The 19,999-nt window shown below is 65.0% G+C and carries 18 protein-coding genes; 6 read left to right on the forward strand and 12 right to left on the reverse strand.

Annotated elements, in window-relative coordinates:
• Positions 1-27: 27 nt before the first annotated feature.
• Both VITFI_RS16945 and VITFI_RS16950 read right to left on the reverse strand, forming a co-directional pair.
• Complete coding sequence (locus VITFI_RS16945) at positions 28-1,056, reverse strand: DnaJ C-terminal domain-containing protein (RefSeq protein ID WP_198301791.1); 1,029 nt, start codon at positions 1,054-1,056, stop codon at positions 28-30.
• Positions 1,057-1,066: 10 nt separating this feature from the next.
• On the reverse strand, positions 1,067-1,477 hold the full coding sequence (locus tag VITFI_RS16950; protein WP_157725763.1) for a hypothetical protein: 411 nt from the start codon (positions 1,475-1,477) through the stop codon (positions 1,067-1,069).
• Positions 1,478-2,067: 590 nt separating this feature from the next.
• Here VITFI_RS16950 and VITFI_RS16955 point away from each other — a divergent pair.
• The 3 genes from VITFI_RS16955 to VITFI_RS16965 all read left to right on the forward strand — a co-directional run bounded on the left by VITFI_RS16955 (position 2,068) and on the right by VITFI_RS16965 (position 5,778).
• Positions 2,068-3,438, forward strand: a complete 1,371-nt coding sequence (locus VITFI_RS16955; protein WP_157725764.1) for a GGDEF domain-containing protein — start codon at positions 2,068-2,070, stop codon at positions 3,436-3,438.
• Between the two features lie 5 nt (positions 3,439-3,443).
• Entirely contained in the window at positions 3,444-5,414 is a 1,971-nt protein-coding gene (locus tag VITFI_RS16960; protein WP_157725765.1) for an acyltransferase family protein, read from the forward strand.
• 79 nt (positions 5,415-5,493) lie between these two features.
• Positions 5,494-5,778 (forward strand): hypothetical protein, encoded by a 285-nt coding sequence (locus VITFI_RS16965; RefSeq protein WP_232476730.1) that lies wholly within the window; start codon positions 5,494-5,496, stop codon positions 5,776-5,778.
• A gap of 4 nt (positions 5,779-5,782) precedes the next feature.
• On the opposite strand, the gene hpaI is transcribed toward VITFI_RS16965, so the two are convergent.
• The 7 genes from hpaI to VITFI_RS17000 form a co-directional block, all read right to left on the reverse strand.
• Positions 5,783-6,565 carry a 4-hydroxy-2-oxoheptanedioate aldolase gene (hpaI, locus tag VITFI_RS16970; protein ID WP_089418444.1) on the reverse strand — a complete coding sequence of 261 codons (783 nt, stop codon included), beginning with the start codon at positions 6,563-6,565 and terminating at the stop codon, positions 5,783-5,785.
• A 17-nt stretch (positions 6,566-6,582) separates the two neighbouring features.
• The gene (locus VITFI_RS16975; RefSeq protein ID WP_198301792.1) at positions 6,583-7,632 is read right to left on the reverse strand and encodes a 2-dehydropantoate 2-reductase; all 1,050 of its coding nucleotides are present in this window, start codon (positions 7,630-7,632) and stop codon (positions 6,583-6,585) included.
• Positions 7,633-7,634: 2 nt separating this feature from the next.
• Positions 7,635-8,414 (reverse strand): class II aldolase/adducin family protein, encoded by a 780-nt coding sequence (locus tag VITFI_RS16980; RefSeq protein ID WP_089418340.1) that lies wholly within the window; start codon positions 8,412-8,414, stop codon positions 7,635-7,637.
• Between the two features lie 17 nt (positions 8,415-8,431).
• Positions 8,432-9,235 carry a 2-oxo-hept-4-ene-1,7-dioate hydratase gene (hpaH, locus tag VITFI_RS16985; RefSeq protein WP_089418341.1) on the reverse strand — a complete coding sequence of 268 codons (804 nt, stop codon included), beginning with the start codon at positions 9,233-9,235 and terminating at the stop codon, positions 8,432-8,434.
• Between the two features lie 3 nt (positions 9,236-9,238).
• On the reverse strand, positions 9,239-9,643 hold the full coding sequence (locus VITFI_RS16990) for a 5-carboxymethyl-2-hydroxymuconate Delta-isomerase (RefSeq protein ID WP_089418342.1): 405 nt from the start codon (positions 9,641-9,643) through the stop codon (positions 9,239-9,241).
• A 71-nt stretch (positions 9,644-9,714) separates the two neighbouring features.
• Positions 9,715-10,422 carry a response regulator gene (locus VITFI_RS16995; protein ID WP_089418343.1) on the reverse strand — a complete coding sequence of 236 codons (708 nt, stop codon included), beginning with the start codon at positions 10,420-10,422 and terminating at the stop codon, positions 9,715-9,717.
• Positions 10,419-11,837, reverse strand: coding sequence for an ATP-binding protein (locus tag VITFI_RS17000; RefSeq protein WP_089418344.1), 1,419 nt, complete (start codon positions 11,835-11,837; stop codon positions 10,419-10,421). The genes VITFI_RS16995 and VITFI_RS17000 overlap by 4 nt, the downstream gene beginning before the upstream one ends.
• A gap of 90 nt (positions 11,838-11,927) precedes the next feature.
• Between VITFI_RS17000 and VITFI_RS17005 the strand changes: the two genes are divergently transcribed.
• Both VITFI_RS17005 and yjjJ read left to right on the forward strand, forming a co-directional pair.
• The gene (locus VITFI_RS17005) at positions 11,928-13,277 is read left to right on the forward strand and encodes a ferredoxin reductase family protein (RefSeq protein WP_089418445.1); all 1,350 of its coding nucleotides are present in this window, start codon (positions 11,928-11,930) and stop codon (positions 13,275-13,277) included.
• Between the two features lie 155 nt (positions 13,278-13,432).
• On the forward strand, positions 13,433-14,821 hold the full coding sequence (gene yjjJ, locus VITFI_RS17010; RefSeq protein ID WP_089418345.1) for a type II toxin-antitoxin system HipA family toxin YjjJ: 1,389 nt from the start codon (positions 13,433-13,435) through the stop codon (positions 14,819-14,821).
• Here the strand turns inward: yjjJ and VITFI_RS17015 are convergent, their stop codons facing one another.
• Positions 14,822-15,871, reverse strand: a complete 1,050-nt coding sequence (locus tag VITFI_RS17015; protein ID WP_089418346.1) for a 2Fe-2S iron-sulfur cluster-binding protein — start codon at positions 15,869-15,871, stop codon at positions 14,822-14,824.
• Positions 15,872-15,873: 2 nt separating this feature from the next.
• Positions 15,874-16,899: a hypothetical protein gene (locus VITFI_RS17020; protein WP_089418347.1), complete on the reverse strand. Its 1,026-nt coding sequence runs from the start codon at positions 16,897-16,899 to the stop codon at positions 15,874-15,876.
• Positions 16,900-17,103: 204 nt separating this feature from the next.
• On the opposite strand from VITFI_RS17020, the gene VITFI_RS17025 reads away from it, so the two are divergent.
• Entirely contained in the window at positions 17,104-17,919 is an 816-nt protein-coding gene (locus tag VITFI_RS17025) for an alpha/beta fold hydrolase (protein ID WP_089418348.1), read from the forward strand.
• Between the two features lie 25 nt (positions 17,920-17,944).
• On the opposite strand, the gene paaZ is transcribed toward VITFI_RS17025, so the two are convergent.
• Complete coding sequence (paaZ, locus tag VITFI_RS17030; protein ID WP_089418349.1) at positions 17,945-19,984, reverse strand: phenylacetic acid degradation bifunctional protein PaaZ; 2,040 nt, start codon at positions 19,982-19,984, stop codon at positions 17,945-17,947.
• Between the last annotated feature and the right edge of the window lie 15 nt (positions 19,985-19,999).

The following is a 19,999-nucleotide window of genomic DNA, read 5'->3' on the forward strand; positions in this document are numbered from 1 at the left end:
GGGTTGTACCGTACAACCCCCCAAGGGTCAGACGGCGGGCGGTTGAATGTCTTGCAACCGAGTGTGCCAGTCGGCCAGCGCGGCAGGTGGGTGGGCCCGCAGGCTGGCGCACAGTTGGTCGAAGCAGGCATCCTGCTCGGGTGTGAACTCGTCGGGAAACACGGGGGTGATGTGAATCACCAATTCCCCGCGTGATTCTCCACGCCGCGCCGCCACCCCTTGGCCCCGCAAACGATAGTGCAGGTGTTGCCGGCGCAAGCGCATGTGTTGCCACCCGCCCGGCACGGGCACATCCACCCAACGCTCGGCCATCCAGGCAAAACCATCGACGGGCATGTCCAGATGCAACACATCGTCGTTGTCCCAAGTGAACAGGGGGTGGGGTTGTACCTGGATGTGCAATTGCACCTCCCCTGGCGGATCGGTGGACTCGCGCCCTGGGGTCGGCACGGTCAGCACATCGCCCGAGCGCAGGCCGGCGGGCAACCGAACGCGCAGTTGCCAGGCGCGTTCAGCCGCGTGGCCTTGGCCCTTGCAGGCGGGGCAATCGGGTTGAAACTCGCCGCTGCCAGCGCAGTCCGGGCAGGTTTCGGTGAAACCACCCCAGACGAACCAGGTCACGTGATGAATGTGCCCACGCCCCTTGCAACGGGGGCAGGCTTGCGGTGGGCCCGGTGCTTTGCCACTGCCGTGACACGTTGCACACACCGGGCGCAGTGTGCCGGCCAAGGTTTGCAAATCACCAAAAATGGCCTGCTCCAGCGTCAGCACCAAGGTTTGCTCGATGCTGGGTTGGAGGGGGCCATCGGACGCGGTTTCCGCTGGTGGTGAGGGCGGCGGCGAAGCGGGTGCTTCGTCGCTGCCTGGGTTCACTTCTGTGGCCGCTTGCAGGCACGCCAGCGCTTCGTTGAAACGCTGGATGCGCCGCACCGCTTGCGGATCGGGATTGCGATCCGGGTGCCAGCGCGACACCAGGCGACGCCACGCCGCTTTGATTTGCGCGGGGCTGGCTTGGGGGCCCAGCCCCAACTCGCGCCGGGCTTCGTCGGGCGTCACACCGGGCAGGTCACGACAACGCGCCGACGGACAGGGCCGCCTGCTGAGCTGCCGCGACCTTCTGGGCTTGCAAGCGGATTTTTTCCGCCCGCACTGCCGCTGCAATTTGCAGCTTTTCGGGCAGCCGCTTTTCCCAAGTGGCTTGGGTGCCCACGTAGATGGTGCGCGTTGGTTGGCCTTTCACGGACACCAGCAGCTCCACTTGCGGTGCCCGTTTGCCCCGGCGGGGCTGGTGAACCAGAAACACCCCGGGGATGCCCAGCGGGTCTTTCTTGTCCGAACGCTCGGCCAGTGCATAGCGCGTCTCGCTGTTGGGCGAGATGGGCATGCACGCGGCCCGGCGTTTGACTGCGATGTCGTGCGAACCCGCTGGGCCGCCATATCGAGAGTCAGCAAAGAACACGGTTGGCTGTTGCGGCATGCGCACTTGCCAACCCCCAGGTACCCGCACCACGTAGCGAGGGCACTCGAATTCCACTCCATCAACCACAGCTTTACGCATTGTTGTCTTCCTTTTTTGCCAAACATGGCCGGGGTTTCATCCCTCCACCCCGGCGATTCGCTCCCTGTGTTTGCGACGGTCAGGAACTGACCTTCCTCAAGCACGCGGACGCCTAACGTATCAGGTGATGTGCGAGCAAGTGTGTCGGAAATATTGTGGCCTAACTCGACATCCACCTTGGCGTTCCGTGGGCTCTTGTGCTTCGGCAGACACAGGTAAGCTCGCGTTCTTTTGCGCTGCCGTCAACATCACACTGCGCGCCGATCCTTACAACACATTTCGACATGTCATCACGATCTTCGTTGCCGGATGCTCATGGGAAACACGCAGCGCCGCACCATGCCAACCGCTGGCTCTCCCCCTATGACCCGGCTTGCCCGGATGCGGCTCGGTTTCGATCACTGCAACTCCAATCTTTGCTCGCCCTGTCCCCTTGGCTGATTGCTTGCACTTTGCTCAACGTGGCAATGTTGGTCTGGGTGTACGCCTCAGCCCCATGGATATGGGGGATGACGTTGTGGGGCGTCATGGCGGTAGGTATGAGCGTGATGGGGGTGTCGGGCTGGCTACGCTGGCGGGCGGGGGCGTGGCCGTCGCATTGTTCCCGCCAGACCCTGCACCGCGCCGAACGCAACGCGGGGTTGACTGCCTTGGTGTGGTGCCTACCGATGATGTTGGCCTACCCGCAAGCCGATGCCGAGCAGCGGATGTGGCAAATGCTGGGGGCCCAAGGGATGCTCAGCGTGGGAACGTTTGCGCTGGCCGCGTTGCCTCGCGCCGCTGCACGTTACGCCGCCATCATGACGGCGGGGACGGTGTTCGGGTTGGCGGTGCGTCCTGACCCGTGGCGTTTCGAATGGCTGGTCGTGTCGCTGACGTTTGCGGTGATGGTGCTGGCGGTTGCTTGGCGCACAGGGCGCAGCTTCTGCGATCGGATGCAAGCCGAGGCGGAGAGTTTGCGCCTGCGCCAGCTCACCCAGACCCGCCTGGATGAATTCGAGCGGCATGCCCAAGACTGGCGCTGGGAGTTGGATGCGCAGGGAGGCTTAAGCTATGTCTCCCCCCGTTTGGCCGAATGCCTGGGCCGACGGCCCGTGCAGTTGGAGCGCGAACCCCTGCTGCGCTTGATCACCCAGACACTGACGCGGCCCACCGAAGAACAGCACCAAGCGCTGGCGGCGTTGCGGGATGCCTTGCAGGACAGCGAACCGTTCGTCGGTTTGAACGTGCCGGTGATGCTGGCGGGGCAATTGCGCTGGTGGGCGTTGTCGGGCAAACGTTTGGTGGACGATCAGGGCCAGTGGTGCGGCTGGCGCGGGGTCGGCTCTGACGTGACCCACGAGCGCCATTGGTTGGACGAATCCACCCGCATGGCCATCCACGACAGCTTGACCGGCCTGGCCAACCGCGATCAACTCGAATCGCGCCTGTTGAGTTACGGCGAACGCCCGCTGACGCTTTTCAGCTTGGATCTGCAAGAGTTCCACAAAATCAACGCGGAACATGGCCAATTGGTAGGCGATCAGTTGCTGCAAATCGTCGCCTCCCGTTTCCGGGCGTGCGTGCGCCAGGGGGACTTGCTGGTGCGTTTGCAGGGAGACAATTTCATCCTGGTGAGCTGGGGCGCCCTGCCCGTGACGGCTGCCACCAACACCGCGCAACGCCTGCTGGATGCCCTGCGCCAGCCGTGCGCCGTCGATGGCACGCTGATCACGGTGCGTGCTTGTGTGGGCATTGTGCAGGTCGAACCGCCCATGGCCACGCTGTTCACTTTGCTCAACCAAGCTGGACAGGCCCTGCACGCTGCCCAGCGGCAGTTCCAGCAGCAACCCAATGACCGGGGCAGCTTGGTGTTCTGGTCTCCGACCCTGGCGAGCTGATCTTGGTGGCGGCAAAACAAACGCCGGCGTTGCGGGCGGACATCCAACTTCTGCGCGCTTGGGCGGTGCTGCTGGTGGTGTGGCACCACGCCCAACTGGGTGGAATGCCAGCGGGTTTTTTGGGGGTGGACATCTTTTTTGTCATCTCCGGCTACCTGATCACCGGAATGATTCAGCAGGGGTTGACGCAGGGCACCTTTTCTTTCGCCGTGTTTTACCTGCGCCGCGCCAAGCGGCTGCTGCCTGCGGCTTACGCCACCGCTTTACTGACCGGCCTGGCCAGCGCTTGGGTGCTGGAGCCCGCCGAACGCACCGACCTGTGGGCACAGCTTCTGGGGGCCGTCAGCTTCAGCGCCAATGGCGTGCTGTGGCGCCAAGCGGGCTACTTCGATGGGGCAGCGGAACTCAAACCGTTGTTGCACATGTGGTCGCTCTCCCTGGAGGAGCAGTACTACATGGTGCTGCCGGGGCTGCTGTGGGCATGCCCGCCTGCTTGGCGGCGGGCTGGGGTGTTGCTGGGGGTTGTCGCCAGTGCGGGGCTGTGCGCGTGGATGATGCAGCGTTGGCCCTCAGCAGCGTTCTACGGTCTGCCCACCCGGGCCTGGGAATTGGGGCTGGGCTCCCTGGTGGCGCTGTGGCCGGCGTCGGCGGTGCAGCGCTGGCAACCCCCATTGCAACATGGGCGCTGGCTGGCCGTGGCGGTGCTGGTGGGCGTCCCCATGCACCCGCTGGGCCAGACCCATCCCGGATGGAATGCCGTGCTGGTCACTTTGGCCACGGCCCTGCTGCTGATGACACGGTTCAACGTCGCCCGTGTCTGGACGCCCGGCGTGCGCTTGGGAGATGCGTCTTACGCGGTTTACTTGGTTCATTGGCCATTGTTGGCACTGCTGAACAACGCATCGCTGCAAACACCCGATGCGCACTGGCGGTGGGCCGCCATTGGGATGAGTGGGGTGCTGGGATGGGCCTTGCACCGTGGCATCGAGCAACCCTTGCGACGTTGGCCGCTGGCGCCTGGTCGGGCAGCGCTGGGCTGGGCGCTGGGGGCTTCTGCGTTGACCTTGGCGGTGCCGGGGTGGGTGCTGTTGCGCTCGTCCGATGCCGAGTCGGCGTTGGCCACCCTGCGCGCCCCCAATGTGGGTTTTGCGGCGGTGTGTGACCAAGACCGGGCGTTGTATCGGCCTTTGCCTGCCTGCCAAGACCAACCCCAAGCCCGCACCCTGGTGTGGGGGGATTCGTTTGGCATGCACCTCATCCCCGCGCTGGCCGGCATGACCCCGGGCGGCGTGGCCCAAGCCACCCGCTCGACGTGCAGCCCGCTGCTCGACCTGGCCCCCATGGACGACCGCGATCACCCGCTGAGCTGGGCGCGGGACTGCCTGGCGTTCAACCGTTCTGTGCTGGACGCTCTGGCCCAGGCCCCGCACATTGACGTGGTGGTGCTGTCCAGCCCGTTCATGCACCTGCTGGCCACGCACGATTTGGGGCGTCGCTGGCAGGTGTTGGATGGGCATCAACCTGGCCCGGGTGAGGTGCGGACACCTTCAGCGGCCCACGTCCAAGCCGCGCTGGTGCGAACCGTGGCCCGTTTGCGCCAATTGGGCAAGCGGGTGGTGATCGTGGCGCCACCGCCCTGGACGCAGGTGGACAGCTCACGCTGCCAAGTGCGGCAGCAGTTGGGGCTGTGGACGCTGGATGCCGCCGCCGCCGGTTTGGGCCCCGATTGCAGTTTGAGCGAAGCCGACAGCCGTCGCCAGCAAGCCCCGGTGCTGGACATGCTGGCCCAAGTCGCCCAGGCCGCACAGGTTCCGGTGTTTGACTTTCATGCGCGACTGTGCCGAGACGGTCGATGTGCCACCGCCCTGGCCGGTCAAGGGCTGTACCGGGATGCGCGGCATTTCTCCTACGCGGGCGCAAAGACCCTTGGACAACTCGAAGGGCTGGGTCAACAATGGCGCGCCGTGGCACGGTGATGCGTCACCCACGCAAGTGACAGCCACCGCCGTGGGCGTGCCGTTTTGACCTTTCGTGAAGTTCAGAGGAGATGACCTGATGAAGAAGGTAGTGCATGGGTTGATCGCGGGCATCGTGTGCCTGGGGGGCTGCCAAACGGCGGCATTGGCAGAGCGCCAACCGGCCATGGAAGCAGCTTTGCGCAACTTGGAAGAGGCCAAGCAGAATTTGCAGAACGCGTCGTCAGACAAAGGTGGCTACCGCGCCAAGGCGATGCAGACCATCGACTTGGCCATGCAGCAAGTCCGAGCGGGGATCGAGTACGACAACACCCACAACAGGCGGGAAGAGCGGGATCGCCAACCCCGCCGTTCAGCGTTCTGACGGCTTACGTCTGTGGGGTCGGGGCGGCAAACTGCTGGCTCAATGCCGTCGCCGCCTTGACCAAGAGCGACGTGTCCACTCCCACCGCGACGAACAAGGCGCCCGCGTCCAAGTAGCGTTGCGCCAAGGCGGCGTCGGTGGCCAAAATGCCCGCCGCTTTGCCAGCGGCGCGCACGATTCGGATGCCCTCCAAAATCGCCGCCTGCACTGCCGGATGGCCCGATTGCCCCCGGTAACCCATGGATGCCGACAAATCCGCTGGGCCAAAAAACACCCCGTCCACCCCCTCGACCGCCGCAATGGCGGGCAATTGCGCCATCGCTTGCACGGTTTCGGCTTGAACCAACAGGCACATTTCATCGTTGGCGCGGTTCAGGTAATCCTCAATCTGGTTCCAGCGGGACGCCCGTGCCAACGCCGCGCCCATCCCCCGGATGCCTTCGGGTGGATAGCGCATCGCTTGCACCATCTGCGCCGCCTGCTCGGGCGTGTCGATCATCGGGATGAGCAAGGTCTGCGCGCCAATGTCCAGGTACTGCTTGACCAGGGCCACGTCCGCTTGCACGGGCCGCACGATCGGATGCACAGGGTATGGCGCCACAGCGCGCAGTTGGGTCAGGGTGTGGCGCGGGTCGTTGGGGGCGTGCTCGCCGTCCAAGAGCAGCCAGTCGAAGCCCGTGCCGGCCAACAGTTCAGCGGCGTTGGCATCGGCCAAACCGACCCACAAGCCCATTTGACGCTGACCCGCTCGCAGGGCATCGCGGAAGGTGTTGCGGGGAAGGGGCATCATGTGGAAAGTCACTTTCAAGCAGGGTAGAGGCCCCGGGAGCGTGCCATCAGGCGCGTCAGACCCAGCAGGGCGTCGATGAAGGGCGTCGGCTCGCCCAGGTGGTGCCCGATCTCGCGCACGGCGCCGATCAGAGCATCGATTTCTAAGACGCGGCCCGCTTCCAAGTCTTGCAGCATGGACGTTTTGAAGGCGCCGAGTTGCCGCGTCAAAGCGTGGCGTTCGTCCGGGTTTTGGGTGATGGCGCAGCCGAAGTGCGTGCCCATGGTCTGCGCTTCTCGCATCACGGCGCTGCAAAACTCGCGCACCAGGGCATCGTCGAGGAGCCGGTCGCAGGTGGCACCGGTGAGGGCGGAGACGGGGTTCATCGTCATGTTGCCCCAGAGCTTGAACCAGATGTCACGCTGGATGCGCTCCGACAAACTCACCGTCATGCCGGCTTGGTTCAGCAGCGCGGCCACGTCTTGCAGCGCAGGCGTGATCCCGCCGCCGGGCAGGCCCAAAATCATGCCGCGCCCCATGCCGTGGCGGATTACCCCCGGCGCCGGCGCACTGCTGCTGATGTGAACCACGCAGCCCACCACATGGGACAGGGGCAACGCCGCAGCCAGACGGCCATCCGGATCCACGCTGCGCAGTCTCAAACCTGCACAGCGCCCTGCTTCACGTGCAGGCATGGCCTGGAAGAACCACCAAGGCACGCCATTCATGGCCACCAGCACCAGCGTGTGGGCGTGCAACCAGCGCTGCACTTGCGGCATGACGGTGACCAGCGAGGGGGCTTTGACGGCCACGATCACCACATCCTGCGGCCCCAACGCAGCGGGATCGTCACTGACCACCCCCGTCAAGGGCACCACGGTGGTGACGCCGGCCGCATCTTGCAGACGCAAGCCGTGGGTTTGCAAGGCGTGCAGCGTGGCACCCCGGGCCAGCACGCTCACGCACACCCGTTCGGGTGGCAGGTGCGTGCCCAGCCAAGCCGCGATCAGGCCGCCGATGGCGCCGGCCCCAATGACCGCCACGCGCAAGGGTGGGGTCGGTGCGTCACAAGTGGGAGCGTTCATGCTCACGCACGATAGCCCGGATCGAGGCGATCGGCGATCCGTTGCAACGCGGCCCAGGCATCGCGCCCGGCCCCGAAACGGGGGTCAAAGTTGAGCGAGTCGCGGGCGCATTGCGCCAGCACCGATTCAGGAATGGGCCGCAACGGCCCGAGGGCCTGGCTGGCCACCTGCACTTCGCAAGCGCGCTGCACCAGCCACATCAGGCTGAGGGCATGGGGCAGGTCGCGGCCTATGACCACGGGGCCATGGTTGCGCAGCAGCAGCACCGGGCAATCGCCCGCGCTGGCGAGGATGCGCTCGCCCTCGTCCAAGCGCACGGTGATGCCTTCGAAGTCGTGATACGCCACTTGCCCCCACAACTGCGCAGCGTAAAAGTTGGTGAACGACAGCCCCGCCTCCAAGCAGCACACCGCCAGCGTGGGCGTGGTGTGAACGTGCATGACGCAATGCGCCTGCGGACGCTGGGCGTGAATCGCCCCATGAAAAGTGAAACCGGCGGGGTTGATGGGCCAGTCGCTGTGCCCCACGATGTGGCCGTTCACGTCCACCTTCACCAGGTTCGAGGCGGTGACCTCGCTGTAGTGCAAGCCAAACGGGTTGATGAGAAAGTGGCCTGGCTCATCTGGCACGCGCAGGGAAATGTGGTTGTAAATCAACTCCGCCCAGCCCAAATGGGCGAACAGGCGATAACACGCGGCCAGTTCGACGCGAGCGTGCCATTCTTCCGGACTGAAGCGGTTGGGTCGGGTGAACGGTTGTGATGTTAGTGCGGACAGTGTCATGATTTGCGTATATCCCATCAAACAAACCGGAAAGCCACTGTGCCCAAAGGGCCGTAGTCCGCCGAAAACGTGTCCCCCGCTGCGGCGGGCGTGGGGCGGGTGAAGGAGCCGGCCAACACCACGTCGCCGGCCCGCAGATGCTCGTCGTAAGGGGCGATCTTGTTGGCCAGCCAGGCCACGCCGGTCGCGGGGTGCCCCAACACACCCGCCGCCAGGCCGGTTTCTTCGATCACCCCGTTCTTGAACAGCATGGCACCCACCCAGCGCAAGTCGACCGCGTCTGGCTTGACCGGGCGGCCCCCCAACACGATGCCCGCATTTGCCGCAAAGTCCGAAATGGTGTCGAACACCTTGCGCGGGGCGCGGGTGTCTCGGTCGAACTGCTCGATGCGAGCGTCGATGATTTCGATGGCCGGCGTCACGTACTCGGTCGCGGCCAGCACTTCAAAAATCGTCACGTGAGGGCCGCGCAGCTCGCGCCCCAGGATGAACGCCAGCTCCACTTCCACGCGAGGCGCGATGAAGTCACCCATGGGAATGTCCCCGCCGCTGGCGTAAAACATGTCGTCCATGAGCGGGGCGTAGTCGGGCTCGGTGATTTGGCTGGACAACTGCATCGCCCGCGAAGTCAACCCAATTTTGCGGCCCCGGATGGTGCGGCCCGCCGCCTGTTCCAGCTTCACCCATTCGCGTTGGATGGCGTAGCCATCTTCGAGTGTCATCTGCGGATACTGGCGTGAAAACTGGCGCAACGGGGTGCGCGTGCGCCGGGCGGTTTGCAACTGGCGCGCCAGCGCCTGGGTGGTGGCGAGATCGAGCATGGATCAAGGCTTAGAGAACAAGGGGTGGAGGTTGCCGAACTTGGCGTCGAACACTTCGGGGCCTTCGTCGATTTGCAGCGTCAGGCCGACGGCGCGGTGCGCCAGCACAGGCGCCAGATGCGCCCGCGCTACGGCGGTCAGCGCTTGGCCGGCGGCTTGTTGCACCGCCGCGCTGCGCCCACGCCCCATGCGCAGGTGGAACCAGCAAAACCCAAAATCCCCCGACCCATCGGCCACGGCGTAATGCGCCGCTGGGTAGGCCAGCACGCGGATGCCCCCGGTCGGGAACACGGGCTGGCCGGCGTCATCGCGCACGGTGGCCATGGCGTCGGCCAGACGGCGACACAGCGCCGTCATGTCCGTTTCGGCGTCGAGATTCGGGGTGTAGAGGATGACAAGGTGCGGCATGGCGGTATTTCACTCAGATATGAGCAATGTAATCGCTCATATCTGAGTGAGTCAATCCAGGCGCACCGCCATCAGGGCTCGAACTTGTAGCCCACGCCGTAAATCGAGCGGATCAGCTCCTGGCCTGGGCGCACGGTTTCGAGCTTGCGGCGCAGGTTTTTGATGTGGCTGTCCACGGTGCGATCGCTCAGGGTGCGCTGGTCGGGGTGCAGCTTGTCCAGCAGTTGATCGCGCGAAAACACCCGCCCCGGCTGGGCTGCCAAGGCCGCCAGCAAACGCAGCTCCACCGGGGTGAGGTCGAGCCATTGGCCATCCCAACGGGCGCGGTGGTGGTCGGTGTCGATCACCAAGCCGGCGGGTGCGGGCTCGGCTTCGCCACGCGGCGCGGCGGGCGGGGCAGCGTCATGCCACGCGGGTGCGCGTCGCAGCACGGCGCGCACCCGGGCCACCACTTCGCGGGGGCTGAAGGGCTTGCAGATGTAATCGTCCGCGCCCGCCTCCAAGCCGATGAGCCGATCCACTTCCTCCACCCGCGCCGTCAGCATGATGATGGGCACGGGGCTGAACGCCCGCAGCGCACGGCAGATCGACAGCCCATCCCGCCCGGGCAACATCACATCCAGCAAGATCAACGCCGGGGTTTCGGCCCGCACAGCGGGTTCGACGGCCAAACCGTGGTCGAACACGCGGGCGGTGTAGCCGGCGGCTTGCAGGTAGTCGCGCACCAACTGCGCCAAGCGGGGTTCGTCTTCCACCACAAAAATCACGGGGGCGCTCATGCGGTCATGCCTCCTACAGCCCGGGGCAAGTTCACGCCAATGCACACGCCGCCCAGGGGCGAAGGCGTGGCCTCGATGGTGCCGCCGTGGGCTTCCACGATGCTGCGGCCAATCGCCAAGCCCAAGCCGCTGCCCCCGCTGGCCCGGGTGCGTGAGGCTTCGGCCCGGAAAAACCGCTCGAACAAACGCGCCAGCAACTCGGGCGCCACGCCGGGGGCCGAATCGGCCACTTCGATGCGCGCTTGGGTCGGTTCGAGCAGCGTCAAACGCACGCGCACGGTGCCGCCGGGATCGGTGTAGCGCACCGCGTTGTCCAGCAAGTTGTGCAGGAGTTGGCACAGCCGCGCCGGGTCGGCATGAACGATGACATCGTCGGCAGGAAGGCTCACCTCCAGCCGCAAGTCACGCTCGGCACAGCGGGCGGCGAAGGCGTCGGCCTGCTGGGCCACCAACGGCCCAAGGGCCACGTCTTCCTTGCGATAGTGCAGCGCGCCCACATCGGCCAAGGCCAGTTGATGCAGGTCGTTCACCAATTGGGTGAGGGTTTCGACTTCGGCGTGCAGCACCCCCAGACTGTGCGGCGTCAGGGGGTGGATGCCGTCTTGCATCGCCTCGATTTCTCCGCGCAGCACAGCCAGCGGGGTGCGCAGCTCGTGCGAAATATCGGCCATGGCATCGCGGCGCATTTGTTCGTTGCGGGCCAGGGTGTGGGCGAGCTGGTTGAAGTCTTGCGCCAGTTGGCCGATTTCGTCTTGGCTGCGCACGCTGACGCGGGTGTCGTAATGCCCAGCAGCCAGCCGGTGCGTGGCACGCGCCACCTCGCGCACGGGCGCCAGCAGCACCCGCGCCACCCACCACGCGATCAGCGCCGCCAGCAGCACGGACACGCCGCCCATCACCACCAGCGCGTGGCGCTGTTCGTGACCAAACTGCAAGGCCGCCGCATCCGTCACCGACTCGACCGGCGCCAACACCACCCAGCCGACAGTGCGCCCCTCCACCACGATCTCCCGCTGTTGCGAGTTGGCAAACACACGCGGATACCCGATCACCAACTGACGCTGCGCATCCAACAGCGCCAAGCGCCGCCCCAGGCCCAGCAAGTGCGGGGCGATTTGATCGAGCCGCCCTTCCCACGGCGTGGCGCCTTCGCGTTCGGGCTCGGGCTCCATCAAGCGGAACCAAGCGCCGGGACGTTCGCGCACAAACTCCCAACTGCCGTGCCCACGCTCGACAAAAGCACGCTGCAACCGAGGCAAGGCCGCTTCCATTTGCTCGGTCGCCTGCTGGTTGAGGTAGCCGATGAACCCTCGGCTGAAGTTGAACTGTGCCGCCGCCCCCATCGCAATGGTGACGAGCGTGGCCGTGGCCAGCACAGCGAGAAAGAGTTGCCAGGTCAGGCCGGGGCGTTTCATAGGGTGGGAGCTTTACACAAATTTCCTGCACATTTGGGGCGGATGCTGACGGTCATGGCGCCACGCTGGCGCGCTTTTTCTCAACCGATCATGCCAACTTCGATCATTCAACGCGCCTTATGGGCCGTTTTACTGGGCCTCACCGCTTTGTGGCTGGGGGCCGAACCCACGCCTTGGCCGCAGCCGTTCCACTACTTTGCGTTCCGTGCCAGTTTCATGCAGTACAGCGGCGCACTGGCCATCGGCGCCATGAGTGTGGCCATGGTGCTGGCCGTGCGGCCCACCTGGCTGGAGCCCCACCTGCGCGGCCTGGACAAGATGTACCGCCTGCACAAGTGGCTGGGCATCACAGCACTCGTCACCTCGGTGGCGCACTGGTGGCTGGGCCAAGGCACGAAGTGGATGGTGGGGTGGGGTTGGTTGGTGCGTCCACCGCGTGGGCCGCGCCCCTCGCCCGCCGATCAAGGTATGTTGGAAGCCTGGTTCGGCAGCCAACGCCACCTCGCCGAAACCGTGGGCGAGTGGGCGTTCTACGCCGCCGCCGTGCTGATGGTGTTGGCCCTGGTGAAGCGTTTTCCCTACCACTGGTTCGCCAAAACGCACACGGTGCTGGCGGCGCTGTACCTGGCGCTGGTGTTTCACTCGGTGGTGTTGGTGAAGTTCCCGTATTGGGGCAGTGCGCTCGGGGTGGTACTGGCGGTGCTGATGGCCGGGGGCAGCGTGGCCGCCGTGCTGGTGTTGGGGGGCCGTGTGGGGGCTCGCCGCCAAGTCAGCGCCGAAGTGGTGAGCACCACGGCCTATCCGGGCGTGAACGCGCTGCACACCACGCTGCGCGTGGGCGAAGGCTGGCCGGGCCATCGGGCGGGGCAGTTTGCGTTCGTCACCCTGGATCCGAAGGAAGGTGCCCACCCGTACACCCTGGCCTCAGCGTGGGACGCGCAAACGCGCCGCCTCAGCCTCGTCACCAAAGCGTTGGGGGATCACACGCGGCGCTTGCCCGAACTGGTCAAGCCGGGTTTGCCAGCCACGATCGAAGGCCCCTACGGCTGTTTTGACTTCACCGACGCCCAGCCTCACCAGATTTGGATCGGCGCTGGCATCGGCATCACGCCCTTCATTGCGCGGATGCAGCAACTCGCCGCCCAGGGCTTGCAAGGGGTGAGCGTGGATCTGTTTCACCCCACCGCCCAGCGGGATGACCGTGCCCTGGCGCAACTGCACGCCGACGCCCGCGCCGCTGGCATCCGCCTGCATGTGCTGGTGGATGCGCAAGATGGCCGTCTGGACGGCGCCCACATCCGCCATCTGGTGCCGCAATGGCTGCAAGCCAGCGTGTGGTTTTGCGGCCCGGTCGGGCTCGGCCAGGCCCTGCTGGCGGATTTTCGTGCCCATGGGCTGATGCCGCAGCGCTTTCACCAGGAGCTGTTCCAGATGCGCTGAGCGCCCTCCCGCTGAGGATTGTCAAGCGACAACGGGCTCTTAAAATCTTTGCAAGAATCTTCTCAAAACCAGCGGTTTTTCATGATGGATGTCTTGATCAATCAACGGGTTACTGCTGATTTTGGGTTGAAAAAATCTTCTCAAAATGATGCCCGATGCGCCCTCCCAACCACTCCGCCCGCTCACAGTTGTTGACGCTTCTCGGGCGCGGCGACCCTCGATCTGCAACGGAACTGGCACGCACCTTGGGCGTCAGCGTGGCCACCTTGCACCGCTTGTTGGGGGAGAGTGCGTCGCAGATCGTCACGCACGGCCAGGCCCGGCGCACGCGGTACGCCGCCCGCCGACCGGTGCGCGGCGAGTGGGCCGACTGGCCGCTCTACGAAATCGACGCCACCGGGCGCGCCCACAGCCGGGCTCGGCTCACGCCTCTGGCGTCGCAAGGCAGCAGTTGCCCCGGCTTGGCCGAAGCCGGCTGGCCGGTGCCCCCCGAATCCCGCGATGGATGGTGGGAAGGGTTGCCCTACCCTTTGCATGACATGCGCCCGCAGGGCTACATCGGTCGGCAGATCGCCCGGGCCGAGCATCAAGCTTTGGGCATCGGCGCCGACCCCGATCGCTGGAGTGATGACGATGTGCTCATCGCCCTCAGCCGCATCGGTTCCGATCTGAGTGGCTCGTTCATCCTGGGTGATGAGGCGTTGGCGCGCTGGCAGCAACACAGCTTGACCCCACCCGAACCTCACCCCGCCCCCACGCTGGCGGCGCACTATGTCCAATTGGCCGAACAAGCCCTGACCAGCGGCGTGCCGGGCTCCAGCGCGGCCGGTGAGTTCCCCAAGTTTTGCGCCCTGCGTGACGCCCCTGTGGCCCGCACCCCGCATGTGTTGGTGAAATTTTCGGGCGCGGACGGCTCACCCACCGTGCAGCGTTGGGCCGATCTGCTGGTCTGTGAACACTTGGCGCTGAACTGGGCCGGCACGCTGACCGGTGTTGAAGCCGCCCGCAGTCGTTTGCTGCAAGCCCAGGGGCGCACGTTTCTGGAAGTCGAACGTTTTGATCGCCATGGTTGGCTGGGGCGCAGCCCGTTGGTCAGCTTGGGGACGTTGGACGCCGCCCTGCTCGGCAGTGGCCGCAGCGATTGGCCCGATCTGGCCACCCGGTTGATGGCCGCAGGCTGGTTGGCCCCCGATGCGCTGGCCCCGATTCAGCGGCTGTGGTGGTTCGGCAAGCTGATCGCCAACAGTGACATGCACACCGGCAACCTGAGCTTCCGCCCCCGCCCCACCCTGACCCTCCAACTGGCCCCGGCGTATGACATGCTGCCCATGCTGTACGCCCCCCTCCCCGGTGGTGAGTTGCCCGCACGCACTTTTCAACCGCCCCTGCCCTTGCCCCCCCAGCGCGACACCTGGCACCACGCCTGCCAAGCTGCGCAAGGTTTTTGGGCCGAAGCCGCACGCGATTCACGCATCAGCCAGGCGTTCCGGCAGCAATGCCACGCACATCACAGCACGCTGCAACGCTTGGCCGAACGGGTGTGATCACCCCTCCGGCACGGTTTGCGGCCCCGCTTGGCTCACATACCCTTCGGTGTGCATCCTCTGCGGCAGGGCGCCCAACGCCTGCACGGCCTGGCTGCAATCCGCCACAAACGCTGGGCTGCCGGCGATGAACACGCTGTAAGCGCTCAAGTCCGGGAAACGCTGGCCCAGCACCTCGGGGATGCGCCCGGCCAGCGCGCCCGCTGGCAGGGCCTGTCCGGCGTCCAGCCGCGTCAGGCAGGGCACGTAGGTGAAACTGCGGTGCTTGGTTTGCCAGTAGGCCAGCGGGCCATCGGCGTACAGGTCGGCGGGGGTGCGGGCGGAAAACATCAACGTCACTGGCTTGCGAAAACCGCGCCGCAGCGCCGCTTCCGTGAGCGCCAAAATCGGCGCCAAGCCCGAACCCGCCGCCAAGCACAGCACCGGGGACTCCACAGCCGGATCGCCAATGAAGGTGCCATACGGCCCATTCACCTGCACCACTTGCCCGACGTGGACACGCTCATGCACCCAGCGGCTGGTGTGCCCATCGTCCACACGGGTGATTTGCAGAACGATGGTGCCATCCGGTCGAGGCGCATTGGCCACCGAGTAACAACGCGGCGGCACCCCCGCCCGCGCATCCCCCAGCGTGACGTACTGCCCCGGCCAGTAGCGCATCGGCGCGGCCACCGGGCGCAGGTGCAACTCCACGATGCGCGGCGTGCGCGCCAAGCGCTCCACCACCACATAACGCTGGCGCTCACGCGGCGGAAACAGCTTGGGCTTGGCGTCCTCCATGCCCCAGTCGATCACCAATTCTTCGGAGATCGGCTTGGCCATGCACATCAGGCCGTAGCCTTGTTGGCGCTCCTCCTGGGTCAGGGCCATGTCCAGCACCATGCCCTGGTCGAACTGGCCGGAGAGTACCTTCACCTTGCACTCGCCACAGGCGCCGGCGCGGCAGTTGTTGGGCAGGGCGTACCCTGCTTTTTCCAGCGCGCCCAGCACTGTGTCCCCCGCCGCGCAGGCCACCTCCTTCAGCGAAGGATGCAGACGGATGCGGCCCATCGTCAGAACACCGGGATGATGTCGTCCATCTCCACGTCGGAGATTTCCTGGCCGGTGATGTCCACCTCGGGGATGGCGGGGAAGGCAATGTCGTAGCGATCCAGCACGCTCTTGAGGTTGAGCATGGCGTTGCGCCAGTTGTCGCGCTTGGCGTCGTAGCTGGGGATGCCAAAGCCGGCGGCGCGGGCCACCGCTTCACCTTCGCGCTGGTTGGCGATGAAATCGGCGGGCAAATCCCAAAACTCCATCGGCGGCTCAAACAACACCGCCGACAAGAACAGATACCCCGCCCGGATTTGTTTGGTGACCACGGCGCGGTCTTCGGCGGCCATTTTGGGGTAATCACGCTCCATCAGCGCCATGCAGATGGCCATGTGCCGGCCCTCATCGCGGCCAATGTTGCGGAACGCTTCCTTGAACACCAGCTCGCGGCTGTTGTCGTGCATTTGTTTGAAGATGGTGGCGGCGGCAATTTCCCCCATGAGGAAGGAGGAAAACAGCACGGCCAGAGAATAACGCGGCACGGCTTGTTTGTAGCCCGTCCAATAGCGCCCGCCGTTGTAGTACAGCCATTTGGCGTTCTTTTGCAGCCGGCGGCCCAGTTCGGTTTTGGGTTCGTAGGTGATGGGATCCGGATGCTCCAGCAGCTTGGTGATGGCCAAGCCGCACATTTGTTCGTGGTTTTGCTCGTCACGGGTGACCGAGAAGAAGCAGCGGCGCACGGCGTCTTCTTCGTGCGCTTCATAGGTTTTGATGAACGCGCTGGCAAACACCGGCGGCGCCGAGGCGTCGAACACCGACAGCAGTGTCCACCAATAGGCGATGGCTTCGCGCTCCTCCCAGGTGTAGCTCTCGACATCCAGCGTGTCCCACGGCAGGTGCTTGGGATCCCAGTTTTCACGTTGAGCGGCGTCCCACACTTCTTCCATCTTGGCGGTGTGGGCGTGCCAGCTCAGGGGGTAGACATTCGGCTGGTCGGTGGCGGGAGGGAATTCTTGGGTATGGGCGATTTTGGGGTGCTGGCTCACGTGTCTCTCCAAACTCCATTCATGGCAAGATCGCACTTTTTGCTGCATCTTGTTGGCAGTTGAAAGCGCACTGCCATGTTCAAGGTGTGAGCGCCTGTCGAGTTTGAGCCAGATCAAAACCATCACAATTCATCGACCGACCGGTCGGAATATCAACAAGCAATCATCCTCCTATCGGAACACCAGCCACGCAAGGAGCCTCCCATGACCGCCAAAATTGCAAAGATTGCCAAGCGAAACCATGTACACCTGATGGGCAACCCGGACGCCTCCGAAACCCTGATGCTGGTGCATGGCCTGGGCACCGATCAAACGGTTTGGCACAAAATCACCCCGTTTTTTCTGAAGCATTTCAAAATCGTTTTATTGGACCATCTGGGTTCCGGCCACTCGGACACCTCACAATTCCAACAGCATCGGTATTTGGACTTGAACCAATATGCGAGCGATCTTGTGGAAGTTTGTGAAGCCTACCGGCTGGAAAACATCCACATCGTCGGCCATTCTGCTGGCGCCATGATCAGTGCGCTGGCCACCCTGCAAGCCCCTGCGCGTTTCAAGCGGCTGGTGATGATTGCCGCCTCCCCCCGTTATTTGCAGGACGAGGGTTATCACGGCGGCTTGAGCGAGCAAGATGTTTCACGCATCTACAGCGAACTGATGCGCAACCCCGCCACCGCCCTGCCCGCACTGCTGACCGAAGCGGCCATTTACCCGGAAGATCCCGGCCTTCACGCTTATTTTTCGGCATCGCTCCAGCAAGTCAACCGGGATCATGTGCTCACGGTGCTGTGCGCCATTTTGCAATCGGATCATCGGGAAACCATTCGGCGCATCACCATCCCCACCCTCATCATTCAATCGCGCAAGGACTATTTTGTGCCGATGGAGGTGGCTTTGTATCTGCACCACCATATTCCCGGCAGCACGCTGACCGTCATCCGATCCAAAGGCCATTTCCCCCAACTGAGCGCGCCGGGGGAGATTGTGGCCGCCCTTCAAAGCTTTTTCACGGCTTGATGGCGGCGCACCGTCGCTCAACCGCTCAGTCGCGTTTGGCCACCAGCGTGAGGATGTCGTAGCTGGCCACCAGCTCGCCGTGCTGGTTTTTCACTTCGACATCCCAGGCCACCACACCTTGCCCGACGCCTTTGGCGTCACGCCGGTTGCGGTCGATCTTGCGCTTGGCCGTCAGGCGGGCTTGGATGGTGTCACCGATGGCCACGGGCTTGACGAAGCGCAGGGTGTCCAGGCCGTAGTTGGCCAGCACCGGCCCCGGTGCGGGCCACACAAACAGCCCCGCCGCCGCCGAGAGCACAAAGTAACCGTGTGCAATGCGCTGGCCAAACTGGGTGTCCTTGGCGGCGATTTCGTCGAAGTGCATATAGAAATAGTCACCCGAAACACCGCCGAAGTTGACGATGTCCGCCTCGCTCACTGTGCGGCGGTGCGTCAGCAGTGAGTGGCCGATTTCCAAATCTTCGAAGTAACGGCGGAAGGGGTGCAGCTCGCTGTCCTTCACCGCCGCACCGCGCACGTATTCCCCCGTGATGGCCGCCAACATGCTGGGCGAGCCCTGCACCGCCGTGCGTTGCAGGTAGTGTTTCACCGAGCGGATGCCGCCCAGCTCCTCACCACCGCCGGCACGCCCCGGGCCACCGTGTTTCAACATCGGCAGGGGCGAGCCGTGGCCGGTGGACTCGGGTGCAGCTTCGGCGTCCAGCACATGCACGCGGCCATGCCAGGCGGCCATCTGCGGCACCATGCGGGCGGCCAGTTGCGGCGTTTTGGTGACGAGCGTGGCCACCAAACTGCCCCGGCCACGTGCCGCCAGGGCCACGGCTTCGTCGGTGTCCTCATAGGGCATGAGGGTGGTGACGGGGCCGAAGGCTTCCACATCGTGCGGCGCGTCGTGCTGCCAGGGTTGGCGGCACAGCAGCAAGGTGGGGTGGAAGAACGCGCCTTCGGCAGTGCCTTCACCGAGGGGCGCCCAGCCTTCAGGCGCTCCCAGCACCAACTCGGCACTTTGGCGCAGTTGGGCCACGCGCTCGGCCACGTCGTGCATCTGGGCATGGGAGGCCAGCGCGCCCATGCGCACGCCTTCCACCGCCGGGTCGCCCACCTTCACGCCGGCCAGGCGCTTGGCCAAGCGCTCGGCCACAGCGTCCAGATGGCGGCGCGGCACCAAGGTGCGGCGGATGGCGGTGCATTTCTGCCCAGCCTTCACCGTCATCTCCCGCGCCACTTCTTTGATGAAGAGGTCGAACTCGGCATCGTCCGGGCTGACGTCGTCGCCCAACACGGCGCAGTTGAGCGAATCGGCCTCGGCGTTGAAGGGCACGCTCTTGGCGATCAGGTTCGGATGCACGCGCAGCCGGGCAGCGGTGTCAGCGGAGCCGGTGAAGGTCACCACATCGTTGCCTTCGAGCCGGTTCAGCAAATCGCCCGTGCCGCCGATCACCAGTTGCAGCGCGCCTTCCGGCAGCAGGCCCGATTCGGCCATCAGCCGCACCGTGGCTTCGGTAAGGTAGCTGGTGGCGGTGGCGGGTTTCACCACACACGGCATGGCGGCCAAAAAGCTGGGCGCGAACTTCTCCAACATGCCCCAAATCGGGAAGTTGAAAGCGTTGATATGAACCGCCAAACCCCCACGCGGCACCAGGATGTGCGTGCCGGCAAAGCGGTTTTGCTTGCCCAGCGGCACAGCAGGGCCTTCATGCAACACATTGCCGCTGGGCAGCTCGTTGCCGCCCATGCTGGCGTAGGCAAACAGGGTGCCGATGCCGCCTTCCACATCGATCCAACTGTCCGCCCGCGTGGCGCCGGTGTGGGCGGAAAGGGCGTACAGCGCTTCTTTGCGCTCCATCAGGAACTTGGCCAGGGCCTTGAGCACGGCGGCGCGGCGCTGGAAATCCAGCCGCATGAGCGCCGGCACACCCACGCGGCGGGCATGGTGGACGGCCTCGCCAAAGTCCAGACTTTCAGCGTGGGTGTGGGCCACGCCTTGGCCGTTGAGGGCGCTTTTCAGGGCTTGCGCCGGGGTATGGCCGACCCAGCGGCCGGCGATGTGGCTTTGCAACAGCATCGGCAGGTTCTCCGA

Origin of the sequence: Vitreoscilla filiformis, from assembly GCF_002222655.1 — a bacterium.
GTDB lineage: Bacteria > Pseudomonadota > Gammaproteobacteria > Burkholderiales > Burkholderiaceae_C > Ideonella > Ideonella filiformis.